At 28.9% G+C, this 20,516-nt stretch carries 17 protein-coding genes and 1 pseudogene; 1 reads left to right on the forward strand and 17 read right to left on the reverse strand.

Going from position 1 to position 20,516, the window contains the following annotated elements; translation table 11 throughout:
* Position 1: 1 nt before the first annotated feature.
* The 9 genes from CP965_RS03595 to CP965_RS03635 form a co-directional block, all read right to left on the reverse strand.
* Complete coding sequence (locus tag CP965_RS03595) at positions 2-1,690, reverse strand: mechanosensitive ion channel family protein (RefSeq protein ID WP_129060684.1); 1,689 nt, start codon at positions 1,688-1,690, stop codon at positions 2-4.
* Positions 1,687-2,727, reverse strand: coding sequence for a 3-dehydroquinate synthase (gene aroB, locus CP965_RS03600; RefSeq protein ID WP_129060685.1), 1,041 nt, complete (start codon positions 2,725-2,727; stop codon positions 1,687-1,689). The genes CP965_RS03595 and aroB overlap by 4 nt, the downstream gene beginning before the upstream one ends.
* 102 nt (positions 2,728-2,829) lie before the next feature.
* A complete protein-coding gene (locus tag CP965_RS03605; protein WP_129060686.1) occupies positions 2,830-3,465 on the reverse strand; it encodes a DsbA family protein in 636 nt (211 codons plus the stop codon).
* A 72-nt stretch (positions 3,466-3,537) separates the two neighbouring features.
* Entirely contained in the window at positions 3,538-4,248 is a 711-nt protein-coding gene (locus tag CP965_RS03610) for an SIMPL domain-containing protein (RefSeq protein ID WP_129060687.1), read from the reverse strand.
* A 13-nt stretch (positions 4,249-4,261) separates the two neighbouring features.
* Entirely contained in the window at positions 4,262-5,701 is a 1,440-nt protein-coding gene (dgt, locus tag CP965_RS03615; RefSeq protein ID WP_129060688.1) for a dGTPase, read from the reverse strand.
* A gap of 61 nt (positions 5,702-5,762) precedes the next feature.
* A complete protein-coding gene (locus tag CP965_RS03620; protein WP_129060689.1) occupies positions 5,763-6,533 on the reverse strand; it encodes a class I SAM-dependent methyltransferase in 771 nt (256 codons plus the stop codon).
* 28 nt (positions 6,534-6,561) lie between these two features.
* On the reverse strand, positions 6,562-7,089 hold the full coding sequence (locus CP965_RS03625) for a 3'-5' exonuclease (RefSeq protein ID WP_129060690.1): 528 nt from the start codon (positions 7,087-7,089) through the stop codon (positions 6,562-6,564).
* Entirely contained in the window at positions 7,086-7,448 is a 363-nt protein-coding gene (locus CP965_RS03630; protein WP_129060691.1) for a hypothetical protein, read from the reverse strand. Before CP965_RS03630 ends, CP965_RS03625 begins: the two co-directional genes overlap by 4 nt.
* A gap of 77 nt (positions 7,449-7,525) precedes the next feature.
* A complete protein-coding gene (locus CP965_RS03635; RefSeq protein WP_129060692.1) occupies positions 7,526-8,524 on the reverse strand; it encodes an LLM class flavin-dependent oxidoreductase in 999 nt (332 codons plus the stop codon).
* Positions 8,525-8,656: 132 nt separating this feature from the next.
* Here CP965_RS03635 and CP965_RS03640 point away from each other — a divergent pair, with 132 nt between their 5' ends.
* Positions 8,657-8,974 (forward strand): putative quinol monooxygenase, encoded by a 318-nt coding sequence (locus CP965_RS03640; protein ID WP_129060693.1) that lies wholly within the window; start codon positions 8,657-8,659, stop codon positions 8,972-8,974.
* 85 nt (positions 8,975-9,059) lie between these two features.
* Here the strand turns inward: CP965_RS03640 and CP965_RS03645 are convergent.
* The 8 genes and pseudogenes from CP965_RS03645 to CP965_RS03680 all read right to left on the reverse strand — a co-directional run bounded on the left by CP965_RS03645 (position 9,060) and on the right by CP965_RS03680 (position 20,483).
* Positions 9,060-9,974 (reverse strand): annotated as a pseudogene (locus CP965_RS03645) (ORF6N domain-containing protein).
* A gap of 169 nt (positions 9,975-10,143) precedes the next feature.
* The gene (locus CP965_RS03650; protein WP_129060694.1) at positions 10,144-11,622 is read right to left on the reverse strand and encodes a DUF2779 domain-containing protein; all 1,479 of its coding nucleotides are present in this window, start codon (positions 11,620-11,622) and stop codon (positions 10,144-10,146) included.
* A 94-nt stretch (positions 11,623-11,716) separates the two neighbouring features.
* Complete coding sequence (locus CP965_RS03655) at positions 11,717-12,115, reverse strand: type II toxin-antitoxin system PemK/MazF family toxin (RefSeq protein WP_129060695.1); 399 nt, start codon at positions 12,113-12,115, stop codon at positions 11,717-11,719.
* Between the two features lie 219 nt (positions 12,116-12,334).
* Complete coding sequence (locus CP965_RS03660) at positions 12,335-14,668, reverse strand: DEAD/DEAH box helicase (protein WP_129060696.1); 2,334 nt, start codon at positions 14,666-14,668, stop codon at positions 12,335-12,337.
* Positions 14,661-15,365 carry a hypothetical protein gene (locus CP965_RS03665; RefSeq protein ID WP_206732238.1) on the reverse strand — a complete coding sequence of 235 codons (705 nt, stop codon included), beginning with the start codon at positions 15,363-15,365 and terminating at the stop codon, positions 14,661-14,663. The genes CP965_RS03660 and CP965_RS03665 overlap by 8 nt, the downstream gene beginning before the upstream one ends.
* Positions 15,366-15,369: 4 nt before the next feature.
* Complete coding sequence (locus tag CP965_RS03670; RefSeq protein ID WP_129060697.1) at positions 15,370-18,525, reverse strand: AAA family ATPase; 3,156 nt, start codon at positions 18,523-18,525, stop codon at positions 15,370-15,372.
* Entirely contained in the window at positions 18,525-19,724 is a 1,200-nt protein-coding gene (locus CP965_RS03675; protein WP_228712664.1) for an exonuclease SbcCD subunit D C-terminal domain-containing protein, read from the reverse strand. The genes CP965_RS03670 and CP965_RS03675 overlap by 1 nt, the downstream gene beginning before the upstream one ends.
* A gap of 78 nt (positions 19,725-19,802) precedes the next feature.
* Complete coding sequence (locus CP965_RS03680) at positions 19,803-20,483, reverse strand: hypothetical protein (protein WP_129060698.1); 681 nt, start codon at positions 20,481-20,483, stop codon at positions 19,803-19,805.
* Positions 20,484-20,516: the final 33 nt, after the last annotated feature.

Here is a 20,516-nt window from a genome sequence, read left to right on the forward strand (position 1 = left end):
TTTACACGTCCGTTAAATCAATTGGTGGTGTTCTTGTTCCAGTTTTAGAATTAACTGTTTGAGTAGGATAAGCAATATGAATATCATCTTCTTTCATAAAAGCTTCAAGAATCTCAGGAGACATTGTACTTCTTAAAACAAGTGCTGCATATGAGTTTGTTAAATACCAAGAAGAAATCACTATACCGTAAGACTCAACAAAGGTATAAACTCTTGGTTCAACGCCTGTAGCTCTTAGTTGATATTTACTTCTCATTTTTGATAACTGTTTTCTTGTAATATCTGTATAACCTTTTGAGTAGTGTTTTAAAATCTCTTTTGCAATATGTTGTGCTTTTTTATAGTTTGAATCAAAAGTAATTGTAATATCAATACCATCCCAAACTGTTCTAAGACCTGAATGAGTATAGTTTGCTATCATCTCAGAAAAAACATAATTGTTTGGAATAAAAAATATTCTTCCTGTTCTTCTATTTACAGTATAAGAAGTTAAAGTAATGTCTTCTCTAATTGTGATTTTAAATAAAGAAATATCTAAAACATCTCCCACAACTTCTAAACCATTTCTTGTAACTTTTATTCTATCTCCAACATGGATTGAACCTGAAGTTACTATTACCATCCAACCAAAGATTGACATAAACCAGTCTTTTAAAGCAATAGCAATACCAGCAGAAGCAAAACCTAAGATTGTAACTACATAAGATACATTATCAATATATGAAAACAATAATACTATTATTACAAAAAATACAACTACAAAGTTTATAACTTTGTTTGTCATATAATAATTTTCATTTTGAGAAAAATACTTTTTAAGAGCAAGTTTTATCAATGAAGTAATAATAAAAAGTGAGAAAATGATTACTAAAATATTAAAAATCTTCTCAACTTGATTTGAGATTTGAGATTTTGTTTCTAAAATAACTTGTTCAATTTTTCTTGTATAAACTTCTTCCGTAGTAGATACAATTTCATGTACCATATGAAAATCTTTTTTTTCTTTATCTAAAAAACTAATCTCATCTTTATACTCTATTCTTGGATCAATATTATAAAGTTCCATATATGCATCAAGTTTTTCATCTAACAAATTTGTAAGTTCTGAAATTCTTTCTTCAATAGATAAAAATTTGATTTTATTGTTTTCTAGCTTTTTAATATAAGAAAGAGCATTAATTATCCCAAAAGGGTTTGTGATAGGTTCATAGTTTTCTATTTCAGGAGGATTAATCAAAGAACCTATAGGAGAACCTTTATATTCACCTATTAGTTCTAACTCATTTTGTTTAATTCTGATTTTATTATTAATCTGAAATATTTTATCTTCATTTTTAGGGTTTACTTTTTTTACACTATCTTTTAATCTTTCAAGTTCTTCTGAAATTCTTCTATAAGCATCATAACTACTATATCTTTTTAGTAAAATATTATTCTTAAGTTCTGAGTCTATTGCATCAATTTTATTTTTTATTAGAGTTATTTTAGCTCTTTTTTCTTCTTCTTTTTTTTGTTTTTCTAATCTAAGTTCTTCTTCTAAAGCTAACTCTTTTAATCTTTTTTCTTCAATAGCTTCAATGTCTTTTATTTTATTTGAAACAGATTTTTTTGTATTTTCAGTTTTATTTTCTTGTGCAAAAGAAAAAGTTAGTAAAGATACAAACAATAGAACTTTTAGAAATTTACTCAATTTGAAAACCTTTTTAATACTTCTATTACATCTTCTTTTGAAATTTTATCAGTAATTTCACAATTTCCTATTCCCTTTGGAACAATGAACTTTATTCTGTTATCTAAAGATTTTTTATCCAAAAAGAAATGCTCATAAAAATCTTCCACATCAGCTATTTTATAAGTTGTTGGAATATCATATTTTTCTAAAAGTTTTTTTACTCTTAAAGCTTCCTCATCACTCATATAAGCAATCTTTTTTGCAAGTTCATTTGCCATAACCATACCTATTCCTACGGCTTCTCCGTGTAAGTACGTATTATAGTTTGTCTCATTTTCAATAACATGTCCAAAAGTATGACCATAATTTAGTGCAGCTCTTAAGCCTTTTTCTTTTTCATCTTGAGATACAACCCAAGCTTTTGTTTCTACAGATTTTGCAATAGCTGTTTTAATATTTTCTTCATCATTTAAATCATTTTCTTCAAGCCATTGAAAAAAATCTTTATTAAAAGTTACTGCCATTTTTACTATCTCGGCAATCCCTGCCCCAAGCTCTCTTTTGGGTAAAGTTGTTAAAAAGTATGGGTCAATATTTACAGCTATTGGTTGATGGAAAGCTCCTATAAGATTTTTTCCATATTTATTATTTACTCCTGTTTTTCCACCAACACTTGCATCAACTTGAGATAAAAGAGTTGTAGGAACTTGAATAAAATCAATACCTCTTTGATAAAGTGAAGCAGCAAAACCTGTCATATCTCCAATAACTCCACCACCAAAAGCTATAAGTAAAGAGTTTCTATTTAACTTATTTTCAAAACAGTGTTCTAAAATAGTCTCTATAGTTTGCATATTTTTATACTTTTCCCCATCAGGAATAGTTACAACAGATAACTCTTTTGCACTTAATTTATCTTTTAAATAATCTAAGTGTAAAGCACTGATTGTAGGGTTAGTTACAACAACAACTTTTCTATCAAAATACTCTTTTTTTAATCTATCTATAGTAATATCATATGTAGTACCATCAGGTAAGGAAATATTTACAATCATTAAAAGTCCAAATAATATAATTTTTAGTTTATAAGATACCTAATTTTTACTAAAAAATGCCTTGAGAAATACTCTTTAAGGCATTTTTTAAAGTGTTAGTTTTTAAAGTTCAGAATTAATAAGTTTTTTTAGATTGTCTAATCCAAATGTTTGAAGAGGTTTATTATTTACAAAGTATGTAGGTGTTTTATCAATTTTTAAAGTCTGTACATCTTCTAAATCTTGTTTGATTATTTCATCTACTTTATTGTTGTTCATAAAAGAGGCTAATTTTTCCATATCAAGTCCTTTTACATTTGTTAAAAGGTTCCATAATTGTTTTGGATTTACTGTATGATTTTGAACCCAATATTTTTGAGTTTGAAACATAAACTCTAAAGTATCTAAAAATAATCCTTGTTCTCTAGCTCCTTCTAACATCTTTACAGCATAATCTGCATTTTTATGAAAAGGTGCATATCTTAAAACTAATTGGATATTTCCTTCATTTTCTTTCATTATTTCTTTTACATGATAATGATAAAGGGCACAAGTACCACAAGCAGGGTCAAAAAACTCAACTAACTGAACTTTTGCATCTTCTTTTCCAATAACCACAGAATGAGGTCTTTTAAGAAGTTCTTGGGTTGATATATTTTCATATTTATTTGACTGATTATTTTTATAAACATATCCAGCACCAAAAAATACTGCCAATAAAACTACTATTGAAATTATTACTATTTTCTTATTTTGCATTAATTCTCCGATTAAAATTTTTTTGGGATTTTAGCTTCTTTTTGTGTAGAGTTTATGGAGGATTAGAAAACTCTAATCAACCAAATAATACTCTACTGTAGAAACTACACGAACCTTTTTTATATGCTCTGTATTGTTATCTCTTGATCTAATTGAAAACTGACCTTGTGAAGCTTTTCTAATTTTTCCTAGATTACTATTTGAATCTTGAGCAAACTTTTGTGCTGTATTTCTTGCACTTTGAGTAGCTTGTTCTACCATTTTTGGTTTTATTTCATTTAATTTTGTAAATAAATATCTTGCTTTTGTTTCATAATTATTTTGAATAAAAGTGATTCCTTTTTTACCTAAAATACTTAACTCTTTCATAGCTTTTCTTGCTAAATCAATATTATTTGAGTAAACAACTACTTGATTAGAACCTGTAAATCTAAATTTTATTCTATCTGTACCACCATAGCTTTGAGCAAATTTATCTGTTACAGAAGGTGCTAAAACTGTTAATTCTTTATCAGAAAAACCAAGTTCTTTTAGAAAAGATAAAACTTTATTTGTATCAGCTTCTAAACCTTCATATAATTCAGTATTATCATTTGAAGCTTTTACAAATTTTATAGGCCAAATAACTAAATCAGCTTTTACCTCTTGTTCTGCTAAACCTTTTACAACTACTGTTCTATCTAACTCTTTGTAAGCAATTATTCCTTTGCTTAAAATAAAAGCCATTATGGCAACACCAATTATAAAACCTATTCCTAATACGAAACTATTTTTTGTATTCATTTTTTCTCCTAATTTATTTTAAAGCATTTAAGACTTTATACTCTTCAAGAGCATAATCATCTGTCATACCACTTATATAATCAATAATCAATCGAACCCTATAATACCATTCTAGAAGCTCGTATTTTTCATCTTTTATATCTATTTTCTCAATATCATGTCTATAAGCTACAATTTGTTTTGAAGACAATCTTTTTACTAAACGCATTGAAATAAAACAATCTATTTTTTCTTTTTTGATTAGTTTTCTAAAGTCCTTAGAAGATAGTTCTAATAAAGGTTTATATTTATCAAAAAGTGCATTTATAATAGTATAACCTTGAAGTTCTAATTGTTGTACATAATCATCTTGATAGATATGTTTTACCGAGATATTTTGTAAAACCTTTATAGCTTTGTAGTATTGACTGTTTTTATCATATTCTAGTAAAGCACTATTAAAACTTCCATCAAAAACTGCTTGATGATTATCTACAAAGATATCTGATACATGGAAAACTAAAGCCTTTACTAGTTCAGCTCTTGTAAGGGTAAAAAACATATTAAACTGATAAGGTTCATCATCTTGTTTTGATTTTTCATAATATTTATTTATAATATTTAATAAAAAAGTTTCATCATTTTTTTCACATTCATTTTTTATTAAATTATAAACTTCATCAAAACCTAAAATACCCTTTTGAACAGAGTCTTCTAAATCAGCTGTTAAATATGAAATATCATCAGCAGCTTCCATAATATAAGTTAAAGGGAAACGATGAGCTGGTTCTACATCTAACTCTTTTTGAATCTTTTCTATATAATCCTTTTCACTATAATAAAAACCTGGCTTCTTTTTCAAATAAGATAATTTATCCTCTTTTTTATACTCTTCATAAGCTCCTCTTGTATACTTTAATACTGCAAGAACTTGACTATATGATAAGTTTAAACGTTGAAGTTTACCTATGATTCTTATTGCTTGTGCATTTCCATCATAATCACAAATATCTCTTTTAAGAGAATTTTTTAACTCTTCTAACTCTTTTGTGGAAGTATCAAAGCTATCTAGAATAGGAAGTAAATTCTTTTTTATCCAATCATTTATAGTCTGTTCAGCAAAATGCCCAAAAGGAGGATTCCCAATATCGTGTAATAAACTTGTCATTTCAGATAAGGAAACAAAAGCATTTTCTAAGTTTTCTAAACCAAAACTATCTAAACCTTTTTGTCTTAATTTATTTAAAATAATATTAGCTATAAATCTTGCATTTTGACCTACTTCTAAAGAGTGTGTAAGTCTTGTCCTAATAGAAGCATTTAATTCTAATGCAAAAACTTGTGTTCTTTTTTGAAGTCTTCTTAAAGCTGAAGAAGAAAGGATTCTTCCCCTATCACTTTCAAAAGAAACATCTAAATCATCAATAGGATAAAACTCTCTTGAAGAAGTAAGTTTTTTTCTATAATCTATCATTTATATTTACCTTTTATAAAGATAGATAATTATATTTAAATCATCTTAGTTTTGAGTAAAGTTATTTCTTTATTGCTTTTATTGAATATACTAAAGGAACTTGCTGATTTTTATATAACATTTGATATCCTTTGTTCTCTACAAACTCTAAATTTTCAAAACAATTATATGGACTAAAAGGATATTCGCAAAAAGATTCAATACTTAATCCTGCACAAATCAAAGAATTGATAACTTCACTTATAGAATGTGCCCATGTAACAACTGTAGATTTTGAACCATCACAATTTTCTGTATAAGTACCTTCTTCTTCAATATCAGGTTTATTATTTGAAAAATAAGAATAACCTGATAACAAATCAGTAAAAGTATGAAATTCTATTAAATGAAACTCTCCACCTACTTTCAACGACTTAGCAATTGTTTCCGCCCACTCTTTTAGATTTGGTAACCAACACAATACACCATATGAAGTAAATACGATATCAAATTTTTTAGTATTTTCCCGACCAAATTGAAAAATATCACTTTCAATAAAATTTGCTTTTAAACCTAAAGAAGATTTTAAAGAATTTGCTTTCTTGATTGCTTCAGAAGATAAATCTACACCAGTAACATCAGCACCTAAACGAGCCCAAGATAAACTATCTTGACCAAAATGACACTGCAAGTGTAATAAAGACTTTCCTTCTACATTTCCTACTTGTTCTAATTCAATTTTATTTAAAGAGCATTTGCCCTTTTTAAATGATTCTATATCATAAAACTTGGAATCAATATGTATCTTTGTTCTTTTATTCCATGTTTCTTTATTTATACTCAAATAATCCATTTTTTATCCATAATATTTATTTTAAAAATTATATAAAAGTTTTTTTCATACATTTTAGTATCTCATAGGTTTTACTTACATCATAAGTAGCACTATGATATGAAAGAGGGTCAAAATCTATCCCATAAAAAACACAAGTCTCATCTAACTTTGGGTTTTTTATATTTCCATTTTTATTTAAAGCTTTTACTATATGTTTATTTTCTTTCATTGTACAGAAGTGATTTTCAAAATTTACAAGTTTATCAAGGTGTCTAAGTTCAAAGTTTATATTATGAGCAATCAAAGTCTTAGCAGTAGAGCAAAACTCTATAAACTCTTCATCTTCATTAAAATATGAACTATAACCTGCACCATTTCTATGGGCAATAATCTTTTCAGGTGTAAGTCTATGAACCTCATAGGAGTAAGGATTAACAGGATATCGTGAAAGATAATATCTATGGAACTTATCAATAACTTTAAAGTCTCCATCCATAAACTCTAACTTAACAGCAGCAGCCTCAATAACATCTTGAGGATTCATTGTATTTGTTTCAAAATCTAATATAATCATGATTTGATAAATCTATTTTCTAATTCTTCATCTGTTAATTCAATATTGTCTTCATTTAAGAAACCAAACCAATAAGTATCTTCATCATCTTGAACTTCAATAACTAAGATATTCTCTTCTTTATGATTTTCTACAAATTTTTCAATTGCTTCAAGAGCAGAGTTTTTCCAATAACTTTCGATTTCTTCATTGTTTCCGGCATCAAAGAAAAGGCAATCTTCACATATTGAAAAAAGATAATTTCCTGCACCTTCATAAATTTCAAATGAACTATCATCGTTATATAGTTTTTCATTTGTAAATGGGCAATATAAGCTAAACTTTTTTTGCACTTTTAGTTTTAGAACTACTTTATTCATAATCATCCTATGTAATTAATTTTTAGGATTATATTAAAGTTTTTCTAAAATCCTAGTGATTAATATTTGCCAAAACTTCAATTAGATGAAAACCAAACTTTTGAGATGAGTTCGTAAGATTTTATTCTTTTGTCTGGGTCATGTATCATTGAATTTACCATGATTTCATTTGCTCCAGTTCTTTCAATAAGAGTTTCAATTCTTTCTTTTACATACTCTGGTGTTCCCCAAATAGATTCTCTTGTTTTGTGTCTTATACTATTTTCTTCCCATTGTTCCCATAAGCTATTCATATCTTCTGTTGGTTTTGGTAATTGTTTATTATCTCCCCTTTGAAGATAAAGAAACTTTTGAAGTTCTGTTGTAGCTAAATACTGAGTTTCTTCATTTGTGTTGGCACATACAATATTGATACAAACCATTACATAAGGCTCTTTTAGTTGAGCAGATGGTTTAAAGTTTTGTTTATATATTCTTACAGCATCATCCATTAAATCAGGTGCAAAGTGTGAAGCAAAAACAAAAGGCAAACCTTTTTGGGCAGCTAATTGTGCACTAAAAGTACTTGAACCAAGCAACCAAATAGGAATATCTAATCCGTATCCAGGTATTGCTTTTATTCTACTTTTCCCTGCTTCATCAGATAAGTAGTATTGTAAATATTGAAGCATCGAAGGAAAGTCGTCATTGTTGATATCTCGTCTTAATGCCATCATTGTCTGTCTATCAGTACCAGGAGCTCTACCTAGCCCTAAATCTATTCTATTTGGATATAAAGACTCCAATGTACCAAATTGCTCTGCTATAACTAAAGGAGAATGATTAGGCAACATAATACCACCTGAACCTATTCTTATATTTTTAGTTTGTGCTCCAATATAACTCAATACTACAGAAGTCGCAGCACTAGCTATTCCTGGGAAATTGTGATGTTCAGCAACCCAATAACGAGTAAAGCCAAACTCTTCAACACTTTGGGCTAGTTTTGTACTATTTTCAATAGCTTGTGGTATGGTAAAGCCCTCACCTACTGGAATTAAATCTAATACAGATAATGGTATTTTTTTATTATTCATATTTTCTCCATATAAATCATAATGTAATATTTGCACTATAGTAAAAGAAGATTATAATAACATTATCTAAAAATCTAAGTTTAAAATTTCAAATGTATAATGCTAAAGTTATTTTAATTTTAAAGGTTATTTATGAGCAGTATAGTATTTACAGTAAAAATAAAAGTTAAAGAAGAGTTTACACAAATAGTTTATCCATTTATGCAAGCAATGCATAAACTTACCCATGAATTTGATGAAGGTTTTATTCAGTATGACCTTTACAAAGATAAAGAGGATGAAAATAAATTTTATTTTATAGAAGAGTGGGATAGTGAAGAGTCTCTTGAAAAACATAAACAAAAAGAGCACTACAAAAGTTTTATAGAGTTTATGGATGGTAAATTAGAATCTATAGATAAGGTTTTAGAAAAGATTGATACTAGCTCTTTAGAAAAAGTTGAAAGCTAGAATATATAAACGTGAAGATATAGATTTTAGTTCTTTAATCTATATCTTTTTTAACTTCTCTAATTTCTTCACCATAGCTAAAGTATCAAGTTTCTAACCTTTCTAAAACATCAAAACTTTTTATATCCATCTTTGAAAAAGCAAACCATTTTTTACCTAAATCTTTCAAACTAGCTCCTATATGGTAAAGCTCTTTATCATCAATTATCAAAAATCTATCGTGGGAGTTTTCAAACTTTTTCATCTCTATTTTCTTATATTGTGAATTGTATTTTTCTAAGTCTAGCTTTAATTGTTTTGTGATAGTTTTGGTGTATATGATTACATCGACATCTTGATTTTTTGAAAATAATGTTAAGACACTATCATCAACATAATTATCTATAAGTATTATTTTACTTTTTGCACTTCTTATTAAATCAGATACAAAATTATAGGCATCAAACATTTGTCCATCGTAAAATATCCCTTGTTTCGGTTTTAGAGATTTATCTTCTAATGCATCAAAAAGTTTTTCAAATTTTTTATCTGTTTTTATTTCATAAGTTATTTGCCTTTTTTCAACTAATTCTAGGCGTTTAAATACATCACCACTGTGTGACAAAAATTGTCTCATCTTAACAAAACTATTTATAATATGGATACTTGTCTGAATAGCTTTATCACTTTTAAGCACTGCTGAAAGCATTGAAACACCCTGCTCTGTAAATACATATGGTAAATATCGTCTTCCTCCATGATTTAAGGTCACATTTTGTGACCTTAAAGAATCATTTGAACTTGAGGTCGCAAATTGCGACCTCAAGTTTTGATATTCTTCTTCAGTAAGTTAAAAACGAAACTGTTGGGGAAATCGTGCAATATTTCTTTTTACTTGTTCATTAAGTCTTTTAGATTCCACATCATAAAGTTTTGCTAAGTCACTATCAAGCATCACCTGTACATTTCTAACTGTATATATCTTGCTTTTTATATCTTCATCAATTACTAATTCATTCATATTACAGTCCTCATTTGACTTATTCTAATGATTTTTATATAATTTTGTCACGACGCCCAGTAAGACTTAAACCTTTGAGTTTAAGCTTGGGTTTTTTTATGCCTAAAAAATCATCAAAAATAATAACATTAAAAAATATATTTATTTAAATATATTGCAGATTGTAATACTATGAAATATTTCTCAAAACTTCCAATATCTTCACCATTGCCAAAGTATCAAGTTTACAATACTCTAAAAGTGAAGTTCTCATTTTCTCTTTACTTACCTCATCTAGTTTACTAAGATTTGTAAAGGCATTCATAGCTTGGCTTCCGTTTTGTACACCTTCTAACTCTTTGTAAGATTTTTCAAACTCTGGTACAAGTGCAGGTAATACGTACTTTATAGAATAACTTCCATTCATACTAGGAGTTACATACCACTTCTTTTGGAAAGGTAGCATTAGGTCTTTCATATTTTCATTTATAGCTAGTAGGTGTGTGCTAATGTCTGGGAAAAGGTTTGCAAGTCTTTTTATCACACCTTTTTCAAAACTCATATTGTAAGCCAATACTGTAACATCACTTGGGATATTTTCACATAGTTTTTGTGCTAACTCATATCTACTATCTACGCTATCTTTACTCAAATACTCTTTATGCTCCAAAGTACCATCAACGTATTCTATATGAAGTGAGTATTGAAAAGGAATTTGCTCGAAGGGTTTTATACCTTTGTATTGTGGTATGGCTTGTTGGTAGGTTTCAAAGTCTAAGTGATAGATTGGGTATGTGAGGTTTTCTAAAAAGACTTTGATATTTTCTTTGTCTATGTGGTTTGCTTTTGATTTGTAGTTTTCTACTGCTTGAGCTTGGTTTGCCGTCATATCAAAATCTGCTGGGATATCTTCTATATCTATGATACCTTGATTGTATAACTCTATTTGCTTTTTACTTCCTAGATTGAAAATATTAAAAATAGAGTACTCAGGTATAGCTCTTTGTACTTTCCAACAATAGTTTTTAGCATCACACTCATAAGGTTTGTTACAATGTTTTCCTATATCTATATCTGGCTCATTTACTTTATCTTCTAAATAGGTTTCAAACTCTTCTAATATGCTTGAGATATTTGACTGTAAACCTTGCACTTCACTCGTGACATCAACTATCTTAAAAAGCTTGTCTAACTCTAAAGACTCACCTCTTACATACTCATTGTTTATGTGTACTACACTTGCACTTTTTATACGAAAGCCTAAGTTTTTTAATACATAATACTGAATAGATACATCATGAAGATATATATCTTTTACTTCAGTAGAACTTTTGACCTCATAGATAGATATACTATCACTTTCTACTTTTAAAATATCTACCATGATAAGTATGCCTTCATAGCTAAAAGTAGCTTCATAGATATTTGATACACCCTCTTCCATCCACTCTTTCGTAGTAGCTATCATTTCACTATAGTTTGTAGTGTATGGTACTTCTTTTCCATCAGGGAAAAGCTGGCAAGCTAAATCTCCTACTTTATTTCCTGTCTCAAATACTGCAAGGGCAGCCTCATCTGGTGGTGTTAAAACACTTGGCTTGTATTTTTTAAGCCAAAGTGCTTTGGGGCATTGGATGCCTTTTGTGTAGAGGGATTTGGACAGGTTCATTCTCTTTTACCTTTATTTGTTATTGCATTTATTTATAATTTGTGTTATAATCATATTCTAAATTCCTACGGGACGACCCATCTTTTTGATGGGGTTAATCTATCAATTCTTTAAATTTTATTTTCATATTTTCAAAATCCTCAATATTCATCATCCCAATTTTATTTAAAAGTCTTTTTGTACTGAAAAGTCTCATTTGAGATAACAACGCAATATTTTCTACTTCTTTATCTTTTTTATAAAATGAAAATCTATAATAAAACTTACCCTCTTTTATTTTTGTAGATAAAGGAATACCAAAAAACATATTTTTATTAAACCCTTTTACAACGACTATAGGACGAACAAAGTTTTCACCTTTGCCATCTTGTTCAAAACCAATATTCTTACCCATGTTCATATAAAAAATATCTCTATTCTTAAATCCTACAGATATATTTTCTTTTGCAATCTCTTTTTTAATATTGTTCCAATTATTATAATCTTCTTCCAAAATAAAACCTTTTATTGGATTTTATAACCATTTTCCCGACGTCGGCAAAATGGTTTATAAATACTTTTGAAATATAATAATATTAAAAAATATCTTTACTTATAAATATTGCACTTTGCAATACTGTAATCTATCTAATTTAAAAAAGTCATCGTTATCTATTGACCACAATATTCCTTAGTAAAAGTGGAGATTCATCCTCAGGGGTGTTAGTTTTGTCTAAATAAATCTTGATATTAAATTTAACTTTTCAGTATCTAGCTCTTCTATATTATCGTTGAAAACTATCTCATTCTCACTAATGAAATTTACTATTTCGACTAGCCATTCAATATCTTCAAAACTAAAGCCATATCTAAGCAACCATATTTCTTTTTCACTATTTGTACCAAATCTAACATAGTTCTTCATAATCAAAGCTCGATTATCTGATGTTTTATCATAATAAAGTTGTAATGCCCCGCAAATTGGATCTGCTAAAGATAAAGATATTACTTTATCTAAATAATCATAGGTATCATAAACTAGTAAATCATAATCAATATTAGTTACTGATGTACCTCTTGCAAATCTTGGAGCATGATTTAACTTACTATTTGGAATGGGTTCTGGTATAGGAGTAAAACTAACTTTAATTGCTTCGATTTGCTCTTTAGCTTCTACCAAATTTAGTTCACCTGAACTAACTCTCGCCATTATTGCATTACGTTCATCTTTATGTGTCAAATATGAATGCCGTAAAGATATGATTTCACTAAATGATTTTCCTTGTATATGCCATAGCATAATAATAATTGCTATACTTAGTACCCCACTTTCTCCTGTAGTTAGAGTATCACGTCTTAAGTGCTGTATAAAAATATTTTTGAAAGCTGTTTTAATTTTCCCCTTAAAATGGTCACTTAAAGAATTATATTCATGTCCTGTAATCGGCTTATTATTAGAGTCTAATAAATTATCAAGTATATATACAATATCATCCATAATATCATTAGATTTAAGTCGTTCAACCTGACTATCAGTAAGTTTTAATTCATCATCAAATGTATCAGTTTGAATAGCCTCCGCAATATCTTTTAAATCATCATCCAAGTTAGAAATGTCTTCATTAAGCAATGATGTATTTTTAATTTCGTAGTTTTCTGCTATTCTCTCTGAAAATGTAGAAATATTTCTTTTATTAATAACAACTATCCCATATTCAAATTCTTTTTTATCTGATGTAGTTCTTCCTGCTCTTCCTATTAGATTTTTTAGATTAAGTGGTGTCATATTTAGAAAGTTATCAATCCAAACAACATCAAAAGGCATGTTTATACCTTGTAGTAGTGTAGCAGTAGAAAAACAGATTTTTGCATAACCTAATCTTACAAAATCTTCCATTATTAATCTTGCAGTTAAAGGCATAGAACCATGATGGATTGCAATTCCTTTTTTCATCATATCTATAAACCATGAATGCTTTTCTTCTGAAGCTTCTGATGCACCAATAAACTTTCTTAGTTTTTCTATTAAACTTAATGCAGTTTCATCTGTTAAGTCTTCACAAAGTTCAATATATTCTGCAAAATCTAACAAATATTGAGTGTCATAAATTTTCTTTTTAGATGTGTATATTAATAAAGTTCCATTATTCTGTAAAAGAATCTTTATTATATCACTAGATGCATCTTGTAATATCTTATCTCTATTACTTAAAAATGGCGAAAAATATTGAAAGTTTTGACTTGTATTAATTGATAAATAGATTTTCCCTACAGAATGTTGATTATAAGTTTTGAATGCAGAGTTTTGGTTAAAACCATGTTTTAAAAGCTGAGCATTAGGGTTTGATACGAAAGGATGTGCAAATACTTTTTTTGCATCAGGTAAAAATCTATCAATTCTTCTAACAAAGGAATCAAACTTCATACCTCTTATTTCATCTTCTGAAATTTGAGCTTCATCTAGTAAAAATAGTTTAATATTAAATTCATTGATTTTTTTAAATAAATCAACTCCTCGTTCTGGTGTTATTACAAATATTCTTCGCGTAGTTTTTGATATGTTGATATTCTCTATAAAAGGTAAGATTAAGACACTTGTATCATCTTCTAATAATTTATGCAAAGTATTAATATATTCAGTAATTAATGCTCTTGAAGGAACTACAATAACAATGTCATAATCTACATCCTGGATAAGTTCTCTAAATAAATAAGATTTACCCGCACTTGTAGGAGCTGAAAATGAGAAATATTTCTTGTTTTGAATATTAATATAGGCATGAGCTTGAACAGGTGTAAATTTTCGTCCTGTTTTTTCTTCTATAATATCTTCAAAAATTGAATATACTTCTTCTAATACAGTTTTAAACTCATCTTTCTTATAGAATAATCCCATTACAGATAAAAGTTTCTGTTCATGTTCATCAAATATTTCGGGGTAGAATGATTTAATATAAGCTAAAACTTCAAAGTCCTCTGATACAACAGGACCTTCCTTATGTACCCTATCAATAATTGCAACTAAGTAATCTTCTACATTTTTATTTTCTAATATATCTTTAAGCATCTACTTCAATTCCTATAATATACAATTCTTCATAATCTAATAAATCTTCAATATGTTCAGAAGAAAGAGCATTTTCAATTATATCAGATGGATTTTCACTATTAATGGAAAAGGCAGCAACAAAAGCTTTTTTATCTTCTAGTGCACTACTTATAGATTCTTCTGATGTAAAATATTTTAAGTCTGTCAATTCCATTTTATCTTTAGATTCATCTAAAAAACCCTTTATCTGTTTCAGTGCTTTAGTATAAGGGTTAATACTTCCACTATATTTAGCTTCACCATAAGCCAATAACTGTGTTGATGTTTCTGTATGAAAATCAAATCCAGGGTTACCACTTTTCTTTTCTTTGAAAAGCTCTGCTAAAGGTACTTTAGTATGGTTATATTGTAGTTCTAATGAATCTTGAGCTGTTACAGATATAAGAAACTCCCCAAAGTCATCACTCAATGTTGTTGTAACTTTAGATAATATTTCATGTACTAATTTATCTATTGTAGGCTGAGCTCTTGCATCAAAACTTGCTCGTTCAATAATATCAAGTTCAGTTATCCAGCTTGTATCTTGTATCATTATTATCATTTGCTTTGCTTTAGTGGATATATCATCAACTTTCACATGGATAGAATATACTTCACAGTCTGTAGTTTTATCATAATCTTCCATATTTTCATGTTTATAATTTATTATTATCACATTTTCACCTTATTTCACTCGTCCCATCACCCTTAGGCTCAACCTTTATCTGTAATGGAATTCTTTCTTTCAACGCTTCCACATGGGAAATCACACCTACCATCTTTCCTGAACTTTGTAACTGATTTAGTGCATTTAGTGCTAGCTCTAGGCTATCGCTATCTAGTGTTCCAAACCCTTCATCTAAGAAAAGTGAGTCTATACTTATCTTTTGGCTTGCTAGACTTGAAAGTCCTAGGGCTAAAGATAGACTTACTATGAAGCTTTCTCCCCCTGAGAGTGTGTTTACACCTCTTACCACGTCTCCTTGGAAGCCATCGATTATCTCTATATCTAAGAGTTTGTTTGATTCTGTGTTTCTTTGAAGTTCATATCTTGGGCTTAAGACTTCAAGGTGTTTATTTGCTAGATAGATTAGTTGGTCTAGAGTTATACCTTGGGCAAATTTAGCGAACTTATCCCCTTGGCTTGAGCCTATCATATCATTTAGTTTTACCCATACTTGGAAGGCTTGTTTTTTCTTTTCAAGTTGTTTGATTTTGTCTTCTGATTTTTTTATATTTTGAGTATTTATCTCTAACTCTTTTGAGATACTTCCTATGGTTTCTTGTAGTTGGTCTATTGTACTTTGTAGGTTTTGTAACTCTTTGTTTATATCATCTTTGTTTTGATTTGTAGGGTTTATCTCTTTTTCTAAGAGTTTGTGTTCTTTTAGTTTTTTGTTTGTGTCTGTTTTTAGAGTATGTATTTGTGTGTATTTCTCTTCTATGGTTTTGCATAGGTTTGTTAGGGTTTCAAACTCTTCTTTTGGTAAGTTTGCTTTTTCAAACTCCTCTTGTGAGTTGAAGCCATACTCTACTAAAGCTTTTTTAAACTCCTCTTTTATGAGTTCTAGGTTTTGTTTGTCATCTTCTTGTTTTTTGTTTAGTTGGATTATCTGTTTTGAGAGGGATTCGTCTTTTGATTTTAGGCTTGAAAGATGGTTTTGCAAACTGTTATATTGTTTTGAAACAGTGTCCAAACTCTCTTGGATATTTTTCTCAAAAAGGTCTAAATCTTCTATATCTAAGATATTTTTGCTTTGGGTTTGAAGCTTTGTTATCTCTTCTTTTAGTTTTGATTGTTCCTCTTTTAGCTCTTTTATTGTGTTTATACTTGTGTTTATTTGCTGTTGTTTTTGCAGTTCTTTATTTAAAGATGCTTGTAGAGACTCTTTTTTTGTTTGTAAAGACTCTTTTTGCTCTCTTAAAGTTACATACTCTTTAAGCTCATTTTCGCAAAATTGCATTTGCTCTTGTAGTGTGGCTTTTGAGTCTTCTTGCAGTTTGAAATCATTTGTTTTGAAGTACTCTTCTATTTGCTCTTTTGAGGTTTGTTGTTTTTGTATTTCTAGGTTTGAGCTTTCAAGTTTTGAGCTAAGTTTTGCTAAGTTTATTTGAGCGTTGTTTAGTTCACTGTTTTGCTCATGTAGATAGATTTCTTGCTCTTTTATTTTAGCTAGTGTTTGACTTATCTCTGTATCTATATTTAAAGAGTGGTTTATATATGGATGCTCTTTTGAGCCACATAAAAAGCACTCTTGCCCATCTTTTAGTTTGGCTCTATCTTGCTCGTAGTTTTTGATAAGAAGCTCTTTTTCTCTTGTTTGTTTTAGTGAGTTTAGAGTTTCGTTTATTTGCTTAATTAGTTTTGATTTTTCTTGGTTTAGTTTTGTTTGTGATTCAATCCCAGCGTTGTATTCTCTTATCTTGTTTTGCTCTTGTGTGATTTGCTCTTGTAGTGTTTCATAATCACTTAGGGCTTTTCGAAGTGTTTCTATCTCTTTTAGTTTGGCTCTTATGTTTTGCTCTTTTTGGTTTATATCTTTTGTTTTGGTTTCTAGTGCTTTGTATTGTTCTATTAGAGTTTCTAACTGCTCTTTTTTTGTGTCTAGATTTGATGAGAAGTTTTTGTATAGATTGTCTATTTGTGTTTCGTCATTTAATAGTGTTTCAAAAGCTATCTCAAAATGATTTGCTAACTCTTGTAGGTGTTGTGAGATTTTTTTACTTTTTTCTATATAAAGTTGGTTTTTACCATCACTTTGTGTTTTTAGAGTTCTTAGTTCTTTTAGTTTTTTATAGTTTTCATTGTATATTGTTTGCTCTTTTTCAAGGCTTTGTTTAGCGAGTTTAAACTCTTGCTCTTTTGTTTGGATTTGTTCTTTTAACTCTTTGTCTTCTTTTTGCAAAGACTCTAAGCTTTGTTTATCATTTGAGATTGTGTTTGTTAGTTGGTTTTTCTCTTGGTTTAGGGCTTGTATTCTTATAGCTTTGTTTGCTAGTTCTAGTTTTGTAAACTGCTCTTTGTTGTCCTCTTTTTCTTTGCTTATTTGCTCGAACTCTTGGTTATATTTTTGGCTATCTACTTCTAGTTTATCAAGAGTTTCTAGGTAGTTTGATAGTTTTTTTAGTTCTGCTTCTTTTTTATCTAGTTCTTGTTTTTCTTTTTTGTTTGTTTCTAGTTGTTTTGTTTTTTCTTCCGCTATTTCTGGCTCTAGTAGTTCTATACTTCCTAGTGCTATCTCATCAGCTTCTATCTCTTTTTTCTTGTGTGAGTATGATTCATATATACTTTGTGAGATCTGTTTATAGATATATGTTCCGGTGATCTTTTCAAGTAGGTTTGAACGTTCGTTTTCTTTGGCTTTTAAAAAGGCATCAAAACTTCCTTGGGCTAACATCATAGATTGAACAAACCTATCAAAATCAAGCCCTGATATCTCTTCTACAACCTTTGGAACTTTTGAAAGGTATGATTCTAGTATTTTATTTGTGTCTAGTTCTACTATCTCCATCTTTGCAGATTGGAAGTTTCCATTTGGATTTTTTCTTGCTCTTTTTTGAGCCCAAGAACTTCTATATACTTTGCCTTTGATTTCAAACTCTACCTCACATAAACACTCACCTGTGTGTCTACTCATAAGCTCATTTGGGTTTGTTAATCTGGCTGTTCTTCCATATAAAGCACAAGTGATTACATCAAGGATTGTACTTTTCCCTGCTCCTGTTGGTCCTGTTATTGCAAAAAGAGATTCATCTTTTAAAAACTCTTGAAAATCTATTTCAAACTCACCTTTTAGGGAGTTTATATTTTGTAGTCTTACTTTTAGTATCTTCATTAGATTTGTTCCTCTTGATGAAGATTTGAGACTACTTTATTAAAAGTTTGTGATAACTGCTCTTTGAACTCTTTATTTTCTATCTCTTCTAAGTCTAGTCTTTTTTCAAAAACCTCTTGAACACTTAGTTCATCTAGGCTTATAGCTTTTAACTCTTTTGCTCTTAATTGCTTTTCGCTTTTTTCTATTTTCACGGCTAGGATTGTTAGTTCTAGTTTTGTGGCTAGTTCTCTTATTTCAGTGTTTGCAAACATTGGGTTATCATCTTTTATATGAACTTCTATCCATGTTGTCTTATCTTCGATAGCTTTCAGCTCTTTTTTTATAGTTTCCAAATCACCTTTGATAACTTGAAGCTTTCTTTTTAAAGGGATTTCTAACTCTTCTACTTTTACATCTTTTTCTATAGTTACTACATTTACTTTTTGAGTGTTTTTAGATTCAGAAAAACTAAGAGGTATTGGAGAGCCTGAGTATCTTACATGTTCATTTCCTACTCTTTGATTTATATGTAAGTGTCCTAAAGCTACATAGTCAAACATACTAGCTAAATAATCCCCACCAATATCAAGTGTTCCACCTATATAGATATCTCTTTCACTATCACTACTTCTACTTCCTACAGTTGTTAAATGTCCCATAGCTATAATAGGAGAATTTTCATCTAACTCTTTTGCTTTATTGTAGGCTTTTTCATAATAAGCTTTGATACCATCATTTGCTAGTTTTTCTTTGTCGCTTACAGTTTCACCACCAAGTGATTGTCTTATAACATTATCTCGCAAGAATGGTACCGCACAAACTATTGCTTTAGTTACATCACCTTCTTTTATAGGGATGATTATATTTTCATCTTCATCGCCATTTACTACTACATGTACATTTAGTGCTTCAAGTAATTGCTTTGGTGCCTTTAGTGTTGAGACAGAGTCATGATTTCCAGCAGTGATGATTGTAGTGTTTAAACTATTTACTTGTGATAATTGTTTTAAAAAGTTGTAGTAAAGTTCTAATGCATAGTTTGGTGGTGTTCCTGTATCAAAGATATCTCCTGATACAAGTAATACGTCTATATTATTTTCTTTTATTGTATTTAAAAGCCAAGATAGAAAAGCCTCATGCTCTTCAATTCTGCTTTTTCCCATAAAGTTTTGACCTAAGTGCCAGTCCGATGTGTGAAGTAGTCTAATATTTTCCATTGCCAACATTATAGTATATTTCTGTCACATCTACGTCACATTTATGATATGCACTATTACAATTATTTCTAAAAAATCTTATTCTAAAATAAATTTTACTTTTGGAGGATACTCATCAGAGCCTTCTAATAAAAGATAATAAGTCCCTGCTTCTAAATCTGTTGAAGCATATATCCTTTGAAAGTTGGAATTAAAAAAAGCTATAAAATAACTATCATAAGACTCTGCATCACCTGAGTATTCTAGTTTTACAGATTTTTTTCTATCTAAAGTAAAAGTAAATAATTCATATTTTGTTTTTATAGTAAAAGATTCCTCATCTTTAAAAACATTTAGCTCATAATCATCTAAAGGCTTAATACAAGGAGAATATAATCCAAATTTTGAGTTTTTTTCTGAATCATTTGATAAAATATAAGAACCATTTCCCATTGTAGTTACTAAATAGTAATCATCATCTTGATTTGAAGTAGTATTAAAAGTAGTTTCATTGCTTTTAAGATAATATCTTCCCTCATTTGATAAAACATCATATAAAATCATAGAACAATCATCATTTCCATCTTTAACATCAAAAGTAAAGTAAGTTTCATCATAATCTTTATTTATTTCAAAAATACCTGAACCTATTACATAAGGTCTCTCTTTTGTTCCATTACCACCATTATTTAAACTAGACTCCTTTTCAAGATAATCATCTGAATACTCACCACATCCCACAAAGAAAAAAGATAATAATAAAACAAAAATATATTTCATAAAATAGCCTTAGTATAATTTAAATAATTATAA

Origin of the sequence: Halarcobacter mediterraneus, assembly GCF_004116625.1 — a bacterium.
GTDB lineage: Bacteria > Campylobacterota > Campylobacteria > Campylobacterales > Arcobacteraceae > Halarcobacter > Halarcobacter mediterraneus.

Excerpts from the sequence above, each read along its gene's own strand:
- aroB (WP_129060685.1), bottom strand. The coding sequence starts at position 2,727 with ATGATTGTAAATATTTCCTTACCTGATGGTACTACATATGATATTACT.
- CP965_RS03630 (WP_129060691.1), bottom strand. The coding sequence starts at position 7,448 with ATGAATAAAGTAGTTCTAAAACTAAAAGTGCAAAAAAAGTTTAGCTTA.
- CP965_RS03675 (WP_228712664.1), bottom strand. The coding sequence starts at position 19,724 with ATGGAAAATATTAGACTACTTCACACATCGGACTGGCACTTAGGTCAA.
- CP965_RS03680 (WP_129060698.1), bottom strand. The coding sequence starts at position 20,483 with ATGAAATATATTTTTGTTTTATTATTATCTTTTTTCTTTGTGGGATGT.
- CP965_RS03610 (WP_129060687.1), bottom strand. The coding sequence starts at position 4,248 with ATGAATACAAAAAATAGTTTCGTATTAGGAATAGGTTTTATAATTGGT.
- CP965_RS03660 (WP_129060696.1), bottom strand. The coding sequence starts at position 14,668 with ATGCTTAAAGATATATTAGAAAATAAAAATGTAGAAGATTACTTAGTT.
- CP965_RS03670 (WP_129060697.1), bottom strand. The coding sequence starts at position 18,525 with ATGAAGATACTAAAAGTAAGACTACAAAATATAAACTCCCTAAAAGGT.
- CP965_RS03620 (WP_129060689.1), bottom strand. The coding sequence starts at position 6,533 with ATGGATTATTTGAGTATAAATAAAGAAACATGGAATAAAAGAACAAAG.
- CP965_RS03650 (WP_129060694.1), bottom strand. The coding sequence starts at position 11,622 with ATGAACCTGTCCAAATCCCTCTACACAAAAGGCATCCAATGCCCCAAA.
- dgt (WP_129060688.1), bottom strand. The coding sequence starts at position 5,701 with ATGATAGATTATAGAAAAAAACTTACTTCTTCAAGAGAGTTTTATCCT.
- CP965_RS03625 (WP_129060690.1), bottom strand. The coding sequence starts at position 7,089 with ATGATTATATTAGATTTTGAAACAAATACAATGAATCCTCAAGATGTT.
- CP965_RS03640 (WP_129060693.1), top strand. The coding sequence starts at position 8,657 with ATGAGCAGTATAGTATTTACAGTAAAAATAAAAGTTAAAGAAGAGTTT.
- CP965_RS03605 (WP_129060686.1), bottom strand. The coding sequence starts at position 3,465 with ATGCAAAATAAGAAAATAGTAATAATTTCAATAGTAGTTTTATTGGCA.
- CP965_RS03635 (WP_129060692.1), bottom strand. The coding sequence starts at position 8,524 with ATGAATAATAAAAAAATACCATTATCTGTATTAGATTTAATTCCAGTA.